Genomic DNA, 13,575 nt, shown 5'->3' on the forward strand with positions numbered 1-13,575 from the left:
ATTTGGATCTATAAAGGGGGAGTAGCTCTTGAAAGGGCTTTTCTTAACGCATTGTGGTCAAGTTCGCAATCATAACGAAGATGCGGGCGGTATTTTTAAAAATAAAAGCTATCAGCCAATTGCTATTATTGCGGATGGCATGGGTGGCCACCAAGCGGGCGATGTAGCAAGTATGCTGGCTGTTGAAAATATCAAAAATAGATGGGAAGAAACAGAACGAGTTGAAAACCCGGATGAAATTGAACAATGGTTTCAAAAAATAATCAGAGAAACGAATGAACAAATCTTTCAGAAATCTCAAGAAAACAAGCAACTAGAAGGAATGGGAACAACGCTTGTAGCTGCTGTAATAATAGGAAATTCACTTATTATTGCTCATATCGGAGACAGTCGATTGTATATTGCAAGAGGAGATCAAATTGAGCAGCTGACGGAAGATCATTCTTTTGTAAATGAGCTTGTAAAAAGAGGCGAGATTACAGAGGGAGATGCAGAGGTTCACCCTTATAAAAACTATATTATTCGTGCGCTGGGGACTGATGCAGATGTCGATACAGATGTAAAGACGCTGACCTGGGAAACTGGAGACCGCTTATTACTATGCTCAGATGGTTTATCAGACAAACTTAGTCAAACGGAGTTAGCACAACTTATTACTGCAGAGAAAGAGATGGATGAGATAGGTCAGCAACTTATTGATTTAGCGAATCATCGTGGTGGAGAAGATAATATTTCGCTTATATTGATAGCACATGACGGTTCAGACTCGGAGGCAGGTGAACCTGCATGAACACTGGACACTTATTAAATGATCGTTATCGAATCGAGAGAAAAGTAGGCGGAGGAGGCATGGCAAATGTCTTTCTTGCCAGAGATACCATTCTTGAACGCGACGTAGCTGTCAAATCATTGCGAACGGATTATGTACATGATCAAGAGTTTATTGCCCGTTTTGACCGTGAAGCACAATCGGCAAGCTCTCTCTCTCATCCAAATATTGTTAATATTTTTGATGTCGGTGAAGATGACCAAACCTTGTATATGGTCATGGAATATGTGGAGGGAATGACCTTAAAGGAATATATCCAACAGTTTGGACCAGTAGAAGTTCCGCTTGCATTAGATATTATGAAGCAAATTGCGTCGGCAATTGCCCATGCACACGAAAATGATATTATTCATCGTGATATTAAGCCTCAAAATATATTAATTGACCGTTTCGGGCAAGTGAAAGTGACAGACTTTGGAATTGCTATGGCGCTTAGTGCGACAGCATTAACGCAAACAAATTCTATCCTGGGTTCTGTTCATTATCTTTCACCAGAGCAGGCGCGTGGCGGGATGGCAACTAAAAAATCAGATATCTATTCATTAGGTATTGTACTATTTGAATTGTTAACAGGAAAACTTCCATTTTCTGGGCAATCTCCTGTATCTATTGCCTTAAAACATTTGCAGAGTGACACACCATCTGTGAAAGAGATTAATCCGGATATCCCGCAGAGTGTAGAGAATATTGTTTTACAAGCAACTGCAAAAAATCCGTTTTATCGTTATGAAGATGTTTATCAGTTTGAAACAGCACTTGTAACAGCACTTTCACCGGAAAAACTAAATGAAGAAGCTTTTACAATTCCGGATGAAGAGGGTGATGAGACAAAGGCAATTCCAATAATTACAGACGAAAATTTATCTCAGGATGATACAGAAACAGGCCGGACGATTGTCCATCACTCGGATACAGATCCAACGAAAAGCTATCCTGAAGAAAAGAATGAAAAGAAAAAAGAAAAGAAGAAGAAAAAGAAACCAGCGAGTAAAAAGAAAAAAATTATTTGGATTTCGATCCTGTTACTGCTGCTTATTGGCATTGGGACTACTGCCATTGTATATGCCATGCAGCCCCAGGATGTCACCATAGAGGATTTTGCCAACCAGCCGGCGGACGAAGCGAGAGATGCACTGGAAAGTCAAAATCTTTTAGTAGAAATAGAAGAAGTCAACTCAGATGAAATTGAATCTGGATTCGTGGAGCGAACGGACCCCGTCGCTGGAAGAACCGTAAAAGAAGGCGCAACGATCACTCTTTTTGTCAGTCAAGGACCAGAACAAGTGGAATTTGGTGATTATGAGGGAGATAATTTTGAAGAGGTTGAAGAACAATTGGAGCAAGAGGGATTTGATGATATTACCCCTTTTGAACGAAATTCAGATCAACCCGTTGGTGAGATTATTTCTCAAGTACAGCCAGATCCGGGAACATCCGTCGTTCCTGCTGATACAAAAGTCATTTTTGAAGTGAGCGCCGGGCCAGAGATGGTCAGCCTCAATAATTTAACCGGAATGGATGAAGAAGAAGTACAAGCGTATGTAGATCGCAATGAGTTAGTTATGAATAAGCATGAAGAATATTCGGATGATGTGGAGGAGGGTCTTGTAATCAGCCAGTCTCCTGAATCTGGAACGGATTTAGAGAAAGGTTCTACGGTAGATGTTTATTTCTCTATTGGGCCTGAAGAAGAACCGCCACGTTCTCACTCTGTTTCTTACATGGTTCCTTATACACTTGATAATGAAGAGGAAACAAATGAAGAAGACAGTGGAGATGAAAACGAGCAAAACGATGGAAACGAAGAAGAAAGTGAAGAAACTTCATCTGGTGATGGGAATAATGAAGGTGAGGATAACGGCGAGTCAAATGAAGAAAATGGAGAGAACGATGGAAATGAAGAAAATGATGGAAGCGAAGAAAATAATGGAAGCGAAGCAAATGAAGATACGGAAGAAGTAAATGGAGAAGAGACAGAAACATCCGAACCAGAAGAGCAAATCGTACGAATCTATATTGGTGATAGTGATAACGATATTTCAGACGTCTATCGGGAAATAGCGATAACAGAAGACACAGAGGTAACATTCACATTAACGATTGCACCTGGTACAGATGCTGAATATCGTATTACCAGAGATGATGAAGAAGTTTCAGAAAGGACTGTATCCTATGAGGGAGAGGAAGAGTAGATGGCAGTAGGCAGAATTATCAAAGCATTGAGCGGCTTCTACTATGTACAGTCAAATGAAGGTGTTTATGCTTGTAAAGGCAGAGGTGTGTTTCGGAATAAAAACATCACCCCGTTAGTTGGCGATGATGTGGAATTTGAAGTTCGTAATGAGGATGAAGGTTATATTATGAAAGTAAAAGACAGGTCGAATGAACTAATTCGGCCTCCTATTGCTAATATTGATCAAGTCTGTATTGTAAATGCAGCAAATTCACCAGAACTCAATCCGTTATTGCTTGACCGTTTCCTTGTCCTTATAGAAGCCAAGCATATTCAGCCGATCATATTTATTACCAAAATGGATTTAGCCACGCAGGAAGAGATAGATAGAATGAAGGAGTATCAATCGATCTATCAGAACATTGGCTATGAAGTAAAGCTATTATCATCTAAAGAGCCGGAATGGATTTCTGAAGTAATCCCTTATTTTAAAAATAAAGTGTCTGTTTTCGCTGGACAATCCGGAGTAGGTAAATCCTCCTTGTTAAATACACTTGATCCTAATCTGTATTTAGAAACTGCAGAGATTTCCAAAAGTCTCGGGAGAGGGAAGCATACAACAAGGCATGTTGAACTTCTTCCGATTGGAGAAGGATTGGTAGCAGATACGCCTGGATTCAGTGTGTTAGAGTTTTCTGATTTAGAAGCCGAGGATTTAGGTCCCTGTTTTCCGGAAATTAGACTTCATATGTCAGATTGCAAATTTCGGGGTTGTCTACATGATAAAGAGCCTAAGTGTGCTGTGAAAGCAGCTGTTAACGATGGAGTGATCGCTGAATTCAGGTATCAGCATTATTTACGATTCTTAGAAGAAATTAAAACGAGAAAGCCGAGGTATTGATTATGACAAAAATAGCACCTTCCATATTATCAGCAGATTTTGCTAAATTAGGAGAAGAAATTAAAGAAGTAGAACAAGCAGGAGCTGATTATATACATGTTGATGTGATGGACGGTCATTTCGTCCCCAACATTACAATCGGTCCTTTAATAGCAGATGCGATTAAACCAATCACCGATGTACCGTTAGATGTTCATTTAATGATAGAAAATCCAGATGTGTATATTCCGCAATTTGCTAAAAGTGCTTCGATTATCACGGTTCATCAGGAAGCATGTGTACATCTTCATCGTACGTTACAATTAATTCGTTCCCATGATGTGAAGCCGGGAGTAGTTATAAATCCAGGAACGCCTGCAGAAGCGATCAAGCCTATTTTAACAGAAGTAGATCTTGTTTTATTAATGACCGTAAATCCGGGTTTTGGCGGACAATCCTTTATTCATGAAGTTGTTCCTAAAATTGCCCAAATCGCAGCTTGGCGAGAAGAAATGAACTTAGATTTTGAAATTGAAATCGATGGTGGAGTAAATGAGGAAACAGCACCTATTTGTACGGAAAACGGTGCTGATGTATTGGTTGCCGGAAGTGCGATTTTTAATCAAAGCGATCGAAAAGAAGCAATCGATCAGATTCGTAAAAGTGCAGAAAAATAATGACACGTGTTGGAATTGTGGGTAATGGTCCTGAGGGATTGTTACCCAATCTTTTAAACTATCAAGAAGAGATGGATTTTTGGATTGGCGCTGACCGCGGAGCTTTATATTTAGCGGAACAAGGAATTACCATGGATATAGCACTTGGAGATTTTGATTCTGTCTCTGAAAGCGAATATGGGATTATCGAGAAGCATACCAAACATTTCGATAAGCACCCGGCGATGAAGGATCAGACGGATTTAGAGATTGCTATAGATATGGGAGTAAAGAAAGAAGCAAGTCAATTTTTCTTTTTTGGTGTAACAGGCGGCAGACTGGATCATGCATTAATGAATATACAATTACTTTATCCATTATTACAGCAGAAAAAGCGTGCTGTCATTATCGATAAGGGCAACCAAATAGAATTGTTTGAACCAGGCACCTACCAGGTTGCTTCAGAAGGGTATTCTTATCTTTCTTTTTTAGCGTTTACTCCTAAGGTTACCAGCCTAACATTAACAGGATTTTTATACCCTTTAAAACATGAAACAATACATTGGGGATCTTCTTTATGCATATCGAATGAGCTTAGTCAAAAAAAAGGTACTTTTTCTTTCCATAAAGGCATACTAATACTAGTAAAGAGTTTTGATACAGTTTAACTAGGAGCAAATAGGATGGTTAAACAGGGAGGGCCTTTATAAATGAAATTCTATACGATTAAGCTTCCTAAGTTTGTAGGTGGATTTGTTAAAGTGGTCATTGGTGTATTTAAAAAAGATAAGTAATAGTAAACGAGCTTTTGTCATAAGTGGCAAAGGCTCGTTTTTAGGATTTACTTTAAAGATAAATCTTATTTTTTTGCATGAAGATTGTTTCTCTTTATACAAAAAAACACCATGGGAATCATGGTGTTTTTAAGGCATATGCACATATTTTCGTATATTATACACGTTCTACTTTGCCTGATTTTAATGCACGAGCAGATACATATACTTTCTTCGGTTTTCCATCTACCATAATACGTACTTTTTGTACATTTGCTTTCCAATTACGTTTATTGGAATTCATAGCGTGAGAGCGGTGATTACCACTACGAGTCTGGCGTCCAGTTACAACACATTTTCTAGCCATGTCATTCCCTCCTTACATTCCTAAAATCAGTATACCACTAAACTAATTTATCATAAGTTCTCCGATATTGCAATTGAATCTTTTTATACCTTAAAGAAAAATTGCTTGACAGATGATTAAAAATCATCCATTGTAATAGTGGAGTTTTTCTTCTGCATGGAAATTAGTGAAGATCGTTGAGGAAATGGGTTTTTTAATTCTCACGTGCTTCCTTTTAAAATGGCAGAGCGTATAGTATAATTTTAATCATATATGATGGAAGCTAATGATAAGGTATGATGGTTAAAACTTCGAATTTATTTTATAATTATATTTCGTATTAAAAGGAGCTGTGGTTATGTCAATAGAGTTGCATACAAACGATGGACTCGTTACGATAACAACAGATGTTATTGCTACAATAGCTGGCGGAACAGCTGTTGAGTGCTATGGAATTGTAGGGATGGCTTCAAAAAGCCAAATTAAAGATAATATTGCAGAAATACTGCGAAAAGAAAATTACTCTAAAGGAATTGTCGTTCGCCAAGAAGATGGAAAGCTACATATAGATTTGTATATTATTGTAAGCTATGGAACAAAAATTTCTGAAGTGGCGCATAATGTACAGTCACAGGTGAAATATACACTTAGTCAATCCTTGGGTTTAGAAATTGATTCGGTAAATATATATATTCAAGGTGTCCGGGTAGAAAAGGAATAGAGCAGAAGGAGGAGAAAATGTGGCAGTTGAGAAAATTGATGCAGCGTTATTATCACAGATGGTGTTGACCGGTGCTTACCATCTCTCAAATAATGCACAAAAAATTGATGCATTAAATGTTTTCCCTGTTCCTGACGGGGATACTGGAACTAATATGAATTTAACAATCACTTCTGGAGCAAATGAAGTGAAAAAATTGGAAACAGATAATGTTTCTGAAGTGACGAATGCATTTGCCAAAGGTTTATTAATGGGAGCCAGAGGAAATTCAGGAGTTATTTTATCACAAATTTTCCGCGGTTTTGCAAAAGCATGTGAAGGAAAAAAAGAACTGAATGTAAAAGATTTAGCAGGAGCTTTTGAAGGAGCTGTCAATGCAGCTTATAAAGCGGTTATGAAGCCGGTAGAGGGAACGATTCTTACTGTAGCGAAAGATGCTGGTAATAAAGCGGTAGAAATTTCAAATAATGATTTAGATATCATTACGTTTATGGAAGAAATATTAAAAGAATCAAAAGCATCCCTAAAGCGCACCCCGGATCTATTACCTGTTCTTAAAGAAGTTGGGGTAGTTGATTCTGGTGGACAAGGTTTAGTCACGATTTATGAAGGTTTCTTAGCTGCATTAAAAGGTGAAGAGGTACCGGAAGAATCAGATGCCGCTAATAAAATGGAAGAAATGGTTAATGTAGAACATCATAAAGTAACACAGGATTTCATGGAAACAGAGGATATTGTTTATGGATACTGTACAGAGTTTATGGTGAAATTGGAAGACGAAAAATTGAAGTCTCATCCTTTTGATGAAACAACTTTCCGCAATGAATTGAGTGAATGGGGAGATTCTCTTCTTGTTGTTGCGGATGAAGAAATTGTAAAGGTCCATGTACATGCTGAATCTCCAGGAACATGCTTGAATTTAGCGCAGCAATATGGCAGCTTGATTAATTTAAAAATCGAAAACATGCGTGAACAGCACACGGCGATTGTTGGAAATAAAAAAGAAGCGCCAAAAGAAAAATCCGTTTATGGAATGGTTACGGTAGCAATGGGGAGTGGCTTAAAAGAGTTATTTGAAAACCTTGGTGTTGCAGTAGTTATTGAAGGTGGACAAACGATGAACCCAAGTACGCAAGATATTACGAATGCGATCGAAAAAGCAAATGCGGAAAACATTATCGTACTTCCTAATAATAAAAACATTCAAATGGCTGCTGAACAAGCTGCAAATTTAGCTGGTGACCATGTCAGGGTTGTACCGACGAAAACAATCCCTCAAGGAATTAGTGCTATGCTGGCATTCCATCCAGAGGCATCATTAGATGACAATAGAACTGCGATGGAAGAGGCAGGAAAACAAGTGCGAAGCGGGCAAATTACGTATGCCGTAAGAGATACTCAAATTGACGGAATCGATATTGCTAAAGGACATTTTATGGGAATAGATGAAGGCAAGATAGTAACAACACATAAGGAAAAGCAAAAAGCAGCTGAAGACCTTATTGATAAAATGATTTCTGATGACAGCGAGATTTTAACCATTCTTTCAGGAGAAGATGTTTCAGAAGAAGAGGTAGAAGCTTTAGAATCTTATGTAGAAGAGAAATATGATGAAATAGAAGTAGAAATTCATCAAGGAGAACAGCCAATTTATTCTTATATCTTCTCGGTGGAATAAAAGAACAATATTTCAATTATTATTGGTTGGAATAATTGCTAAAACTATAGAATAAAATATATTTTTTATGTATATAAAGCTCAGCTTGATAATACAAATCAAGTTGAGCTTTATTTTTGCCGGGACGAGTGATGGCAGTCCTGGAGGGCAAATAGAGAGAGTCCTGTGGAAATATCAAAGACAGCACATCTTTGTCCAGGTAAATAGGGAACAACTGCTAGCATTTTTCTAACTGAAGTTATTGTAAATACTATATGATTTGGGACTAACAGATGCAGCAAATAAAAAATTAGAACGCATGATTGCTTTCTTTTTGATTGAATTGTGATCTGGACGCAAATTTTTGTTATAATGATACTAGTTGAATTAAATTAATTTAAGGCGGTGTTATTTTATGAAATATAATTCCGTATTTGATATTATCGGTCCAGTGATGGTGGGGCCATCAAGCTCACATACAGCTGGTGCTGCACGTATTGGGAAAGCAGCCCGGAATCTATTTGGGAAACAACCAACTTGGGCAAAAATACATCTTTATGAATCTTTTGCCAAAACCTATCGCGGGCATGGAACAGACTTTGCGCTTGTAGGTGGCCTTTTAGGAATGGAGACGGATGATCCACAGATGAGTAAAGCGTTAGAGCTTGCAAAAAAGAATGGGCTGGAAATCGAGTTTATTGAGGATAGCGCCTCCGCAAATCATCCGAATACGGTCCGTATGATTATTGGAGATGGCAAAGAACAGCAAGAGCTAATGGGAATATCTATTGGCGGTGGAAAAGTCGAGATTACAGAATTAAATGGCTTTGAACTTAGGTTATCAGGAAATCATCCAGCTATATTAATTATGCATAATGATCGTTTTGGGGCAATTGCCTCTGTAACAAAAATTTTAGCAAAATATGAATTGAATATTGGTCATATGGAAGTGAATCGAAAAGATGTCGGTAAAGAGGCATTGATGGTAATTGAAGTAGACCAGAATGTAGAAGATCATATATTACAGGAGCTTGAAGCGGCGGATCATATTATCTCTATTGCAAAGATTGTAAGTTAAAAAAAGGGGGGAAAGGGATGTTTAGAACGGTTGCAGAATTAGTTGAGATGGCAAATACAGAAAACATTCCCATTTCAGAAGTGATGATACGTCAGGAAATGGATGTGAAAGAGAAAACGAGAGAAGAAGTTTTCTCAGAAATGGAAAAAAATCTTGTTGTAATGGAAAATGCGGTTGAAGATGCGCTAAAGGGTGTGCAATCGGTAACAGGACTTACTGGCGGAGATGCGGTGAAAGTACAGAAGTATATGAAAGAAAAGACGCCACTATCAGGCAATTTAATGATGGATGCGGTCAGTAAAGCAATGGGGACAAACGAAGTTAACGCAGCCATGGGAATTATCTGTGCTACACCGACTGCGGGAAGCGCCGGTTGTGTACCTGGAACGCTGTTTGCAGTGAAAGAACAATTAAACCCGACAAGAGAAGAAATGGTTCGGTATTTATTTACTTCAGGAGCTTTTGGTTTTGTAGTAGCCAATAATGCTTTTATTTCCGGTGCAGCTGGTGGTTGTCAGGCAGAAGTTGGCTCAGCAGGAGCAATGGCATCTGCAGCTATCGTTGAAATGGCTGGGGGCACGCCGGAGCAATCAGCACAGGCATTTGCGATGACATTAAAAAATATGCTCGGTTTAGTTTGTGACCCTGTAGCTGGGTTAGTAGAAGTACCATGTGTAAAGAGAAATGCAGGAGGTTCCTCACTTGCCATTGTGTCTGCTGATTTAGCATTAGCAGGTGTAGAAAGCCGGATTCCTTGTGATGAGGTAATAGGCGCGATGTACCGGATCGGAAAACAAATGCCTTCTTCTTTGCGTGAAACAGGTGAAGGCGGCTTGGCAGATACACCAACTGGACGGTTCTTAAAAGAAAAAATTTTTGGTGTCTCTGTCTAGGATGTAAATGTAATAAACTCGCAGCACAACGTTTTTTAACAGGCTCCCCTGCTGAGTGTTTCGCCTAAATGCTTACACTCCATAGTATGAGGGATTCTAAGAAAGTAACATACACTTTCAAGACCTTTTTAACAAATGCCAAGTTTTCTTTATCACGGAGAACCGTCCATAAAACTCCCACCTCCAAATAAAGCGTAAAAATAAATTTATTTAGGCGGGAGATAACAGACGCTAACTCCCTGAATCACTCAGGCTAATTCAGTAGGAGAAGAGTAAAAATCAATGTTGTAAGGTTAATGAATTTTCTTGAATATTATATTTGTTAGAGTTAGATGGAAACAACTATCTAGCGACGGTTTTCGATGGGGCGAGTAACCGCAAAAGCTCTTCGATGGATCGAGTAATCGCAATGTTTTTCGATGGGGCGAGTAACCGCAGCCTCAGTCCCAGTGGGAAGACCCCGCAGAAAAAAGGACTCTTTTTTTCTACCACTGGCATAAGCGCGACTATGCTTCTGTCTGCGTCTGTCGGCTTGCCAATCAGCAAGTCTTCTTTAAAGGAGATGAGCTCGGGGCCCATGGAAAGCGTAGTGTTTTTCTGGGGCCTAAGATTACTCACCCCACCATAACCTGTCGGAGCGATCGATTAACCTGACAACATTGAAGCAAAAACTCCCACTGAATGAAGTTTTGTTTTATAGAAAAGGATGTTAGAAATGAATGAATCGATATTAGAAGTTAAAGGTGTCGGCGAAAAATTAGCAGAACAACTTGCTTCCATTCAAATTTACGAAACAAACGATATATTAGAATATTTCCCGTATCGATATGATATTTATGAAGAAAAACCATTGCAAGAGCTGGTTCATGATGAAAAAGTAACGATTAAAGGGAAGGTCATTTATGATCCTTCTCTTACTTTTTTTGGGAAAAAAAAATCAAGGTTAAGTTTTACAGTAGAAGTAGAAGGTATAGCTGTAAAAGCTATTATGTTTAACCGGGCATTTGCCAAAAAACAAATTCAGCAAGGGCAGGATATTACATTAACAGGGAAATGGGACGCCCATCGGCTGCAAATAACGGTTAGCAAATATAAAATTGGAAAAATGGAAGAAAATGATTCGATTACACCTGTGTATTCTCTAAAGGGTGATTTAACTTCTTATAAATTTCAAAAGCTTTTAAAACAGGTGCTTGATTCACATGAAGAGGATATAACAGAAATTCTCCCTGCCTCTTACTTAGAAAATTATAAGCTTCCAAATCGGAAGGAAGCAGTAAAAACAATGCACTTTCCGGAAAGCAGAGTAGCTTTAAAGCATGCACGGCGGCGATTTATTTATGAGGAATTTCTATTGTTTCAACTAAAAATGCAGCTGATCAGAAAAATAAATCGGGAATCCACAAAAGGGAATACGCAAGATTATGAAATAAAGAAAGTAGAGAATTTTACCAGCTCCTTGCCTTTTATCTTAACCGAGGCACAGCAAAAGGTATTGACTGAAATTCTAAAAGATATGAAGAGTGCTTATCGAATGAACCGATTACTTCAAGGGGATGTTGGTTCGGGGAAAACAGCAGTAGCGGCAATCTGTTTATATGCTGCTGTTACAGCGAACAAGCAGGGAGCATTAATGGTTCCTACTGAAATTTTAGCGGAGCAACATTTTCAATCTCTTCAATCAATGCTAGAGGGAAGGGCTAAGGTTGCTTTACTAACTGGTTCTATAAAAGGTAAGAAACGTAAAGAATTAACCGAGCAAATTGAAAATCAGGAAATAGATATCGTGATTGGAACGCACGCTCTTATTCAAGAAGATGTCCTATTTAATGATTTAGGTTTAGCAATTGTTGATGAGCAGCACCGTTTTGGTGTTGCTCAGCGTAGGACACTGCGGGATAAGGGATTAGATCCGGATGTGCTATTTATGACAGCTACACCAATTCCTAGAACACTAGCTATAACAACTTTTGGTGATATGGATGTGTCTATTATTAACCAGCTGCCTTCAGGAAGGAAAGAGATTGAAACTCTATGGGTGAAGGAAAATATGTTTGAACGAATTCTTGATTTTATCCAAGAGCGGGTTAAGCAGGGGGAACAAGCATATATTATAAGCCCGCTTATTGAAGAATCGGATAAATTGGATATTCAAAACGCTGTGGATTTGTATCATCAGTTAACAGCTTACTATGATAATGAAATGGAAATTGGTTTGATGCATGGACGTTTATCTTCTGCAGAAAAAGATGAAGTAATGCGTGATTTTGCAGATAATAAAGTAAAAGTTTTAGTCTCAACAACAGTTGTAGAAGTAGGCGTCAATGTTCCGAATGCTACGGTAATGGTTATTTATGACGCGGAACGCTTTGGATTATCGCAACTGCATCAGCTTCGGGGGCGAGTAGGTCGAGGAGAAAAGCAAAGTTATTGTATCCTTATTGCAGAACCTAAAGGAGAGGTCGGCAAGGAACGTATGCGCATCATGTCGGAAACAAGTGATGGGTTTGAACTATCTGAACAAGATTTACAATTACGAGGCCCAGGAGACTTCTTTGGCAGAAAACAAAGTGGTATGCCAGAATTTAAAGTAGCGGATATGGTACATGATTATAGAGCGCTGGAAACTGCAAGACAAGACGCACAACAAATTGTTGAGGACAATTTATTACAAGCTGAAGACTACAAATACTTAAAAGAAATCTTAGCAGAAGAAGAAGGTTTGTTGGAGAAATTGGATTAATTCAGAGGTCGTATATAAATCAATAGATTACTTGCATAATAAAGAGTGCTATTATATATTACTATTAGTACCAAGTCATAAAGCTGAACTTCAAACAGTGGAAGTTTACGCTCTTTTTCACTGGTTTAGACTGCAATTACTCGCTTTACTAAGGATGCTGAGGTTGCGGCTACTCACTCCATTAAAAACGCAGCGACGTGATAAAAAGAGTCAACATCTCTGAAAATATTAAATGAAAGTTTGATGATAGAAATGAGACGCTCGAAAGCAGAACGACAATCGTTATTAAGAGAAAAAATAGAGGACTCTCCATTTGTAACAGATGAACAGTTGGCGAAAGATTTTCAAGTCAGTATCCAAACGATTCGACTTGATCGTATGGAGTTGTCTATTCCTGAACTTCGTGAACGAATCAAATATGTTGCTACAAAGCAATGGAATGAGACTGTAAAAGCTTTACCGGTTGAAGAAGTGATTGGAGATATTATTGATTTGGAATTAGATGAGCGGGCTATCTCTATGCTCGATATAACATCAGATTTTGTTTTTTCCCGAAACAAGATTGCCAGAGGGCATCATCTGTTTGCTCAAGCAAATTCATTAGCTGTAGCCGTCATTAATGATGAGCTTGCTTTAACAGCAAAGTCCACCCTGCGCTTCAAAAGGCAGGTTAAAGAAGGAGAAAGAGTCATTGCTAAAGCTACTGTTAAAGGGAAAGATAATCGCGGCCACACGATTGTGGAAGTGAATAGCTTTGTAAATAATGAATCTGTGCTAACAGGTGAATTTTTCATGTTTCATTCTAGCGAAAGCAAAGGAGATTAGA

13 protein-coding genes are annotated in these 13,575 nt (G+C 38.5%); 12 read left to right on the forward strand and 1 reads right to left on the reverse strand.

From position 1 onward, the window contains the following. Window positions 1-28: 28 nt before the first annotated feature. The 6 genes from BN986_RS11385 to spoVM are packed head-to-tail and all read left to right on the forward strand — an operon-like array spanning window position 29 to window position 5,332. Window positions 29-790: a Stp1/IreP family PP2C-type Ser/Thr phosphatase gene (locus tag BN986_RS11385; RefSeq protein ID WP_040980022.1), complete on the forward strand. Its 762-nt coding sequence runs from the start codon at window positions 29-31 to the stop codon at window positions 788-790. After that, the gene (gene pknB, locus BN986_RS11390; protein WP_040980024.1) at window positions 787-3,021 is read left to right on the forward strand and encodes a Stk1 family PASTA domain-containing Ser/Thr kinase; all 2,235 of its coding nucleotides are present in this window, start codon (window positions 787-789) and stop codon (window positions 3,019-3,021) included. The genes BN986_RS11385 and pknB overlap by 4 nt, the downstream gene beginning before the upstream one ends. Next, on the forward strand, window positions 3,022-3,903 hold the full coding sequence (gene rsgA, locus BN986_RS11395; protein WP_040980026.1) for a ribosome small subunit-dependent GTPase A: 882 nt from the start codon (window positions 3,022-3,024) through the stop codon (window positions 3,901-3,903). It abuts the gene before it with no gap. Window positions 3,904-3,905: 2 nt separating this feature from the next. Further along, on the forward strand, window positions 3,906-4,559 hold the full coding sequence (gene rpe, locus BN986_RS11400) for a ribulose-phosphate 3-epimerase (RefSeq protein WP_040980837.1): 654 nt from the start codon (window positions 3,906-3,908) through the stop codon (window positions 4,557-4,559). Next, window positions 4,559-5,206, forward strand: coding sequence for a thiamine diphosphokinase (locus BN986_RS11405; protein WP_040980028.1), 648 nt, complete (start codon window positions 4,559-4,561; stop codon window positions 5,204-5,206). Before rpe ends, BN986_RS11405 begins: the two co-directional genes overlap by 1 nt. Before the next feature lie 42 nt (window positions 5,207-5,248). Next, window positions 5,249-5,332 (forward strand): stage V sporulation protein SpoVM, encoded by an 84-nt coding sequence (gene spoVM, locus BN986_RS11410; RefSeq protein WP_040980030.1) that lies wholly within the window; start codon window positions 5,249-5,251, stop codon window positions 5,330-5,332. Between the two features lie 157 nt (window positions 5,333-5,489). On the opposite strand, the gene rpmB is transcribed toward spoVM, so the two are convergent. After that, window positions 5,490-5,678 (reverse strand): 50S ribosomal protein L28, encoded by a 189-nt coding sequence (gene rpmB, locus BN986_RS11415; RefSeq protein WP_040980032.1) that lies wholly within the window; start codon window positions 5,676-5,678, stop codon window positions 5,490-5,492. A 337-nt stretch (window positions 5,679-6,015) separates the two neighbouring features. On the opposite strand from rpmB, the gene BN986_RS11420 reads away from it, so the two are divergent. The 6 genes from BN986_RS11420 to fapR all read left to right on the forward strand — a co-directional run bounded on the left by BN986_RS11420 (window position 6,016) and on the right by fapR (window position 13,574). Then, window positions 6,016-6,378, forward strand: a complete 363-nt coding sequence (locus tag BN986_RS11420) for an Asp23/Gls24 family envelope stress response protein (RefSeq protein WP_040980034.1) — start codon at window positions 6,016-6,018, stop codon at window positions 6,376-6,378. A 19-nt stretch (window positions 6,379-6,397) separates the two neighbouring features. After that, complete coding sequence (locus BN986_RS11425) at window positions 6,398-8,056, forward strand: DAK2 domain-containing protein (protein ID WP_040980036.1); 1,659 nt, start codon at window positions 6,398-6,400, stop codon at window positions 8,054-8,056. A 394-nt stretch (window positions 8,057-8,450) separates the two neighbouring features. After that, entirely contained in the window at window positions 8,451-9,113 is a 663-nt protein-coding gene (gene sdaAB, locus BN986_RS11430) for an L-serine ammonia-lyase, iron-sulfur-dependent subunit beta (RefSeq protein WP_040980038.1), read from the forward strand. 17 nt (window positions 9,114-9,130) lie between these two features. Next, window positions 9,131-10,006 (forward strand): L-serine ammonia-lyase, iron-sulfur-dependent, subunit alpha, encoded by an 876-nt coding sequence (sdaAA, locus tag BN986_RS11435; RefSeq protein WP_040980039.1) that lies wholly within the window; start codon window positions 9,131-9,133, stop codon window positions 10,004-10,006. 715 nt (window positions 10,007-10,721) lie between these two features. Then, window positions 10,722-12,749: an ATP-dependent DNA helicase RecG gene (gene recG / locus BN986_RS11440; protein WP_081922188.1), complete on the forward strand. Its 2,028-nt coding sequence runs from the start codon at window positions 10,722-10,724 to the stop codon at window positions 12,747-12,749. A gap of 252 nt (window positions 12,750-13,001) precedes the next feature. Beyond that, window positions 13,002-13,574 carry a transcription factor FapR gene (fapR, locus tag BN986_RS11445; RefSeq protein ID WP_040980839.1) on the forward strand — a complete coding sequence of 191 codons (573 nt, stop codon included), beginning with the start codon at window positions 13,002-13,004 and terminating at the stop codon, window positions 13,572-13,574. Window position 13,575 lies beyond the last annotated feature (1 nt).

The sequence above is a fragment of the Oceanobacillus jeddahensis genome, assembly GCF_000750635.1.
Classification (GTDB): Bacteria; Bacillota; Bacilli; order Bacillales; family Amphibacillaceae; genus Oceanobacillus; species Oceanobacillus jeddahense.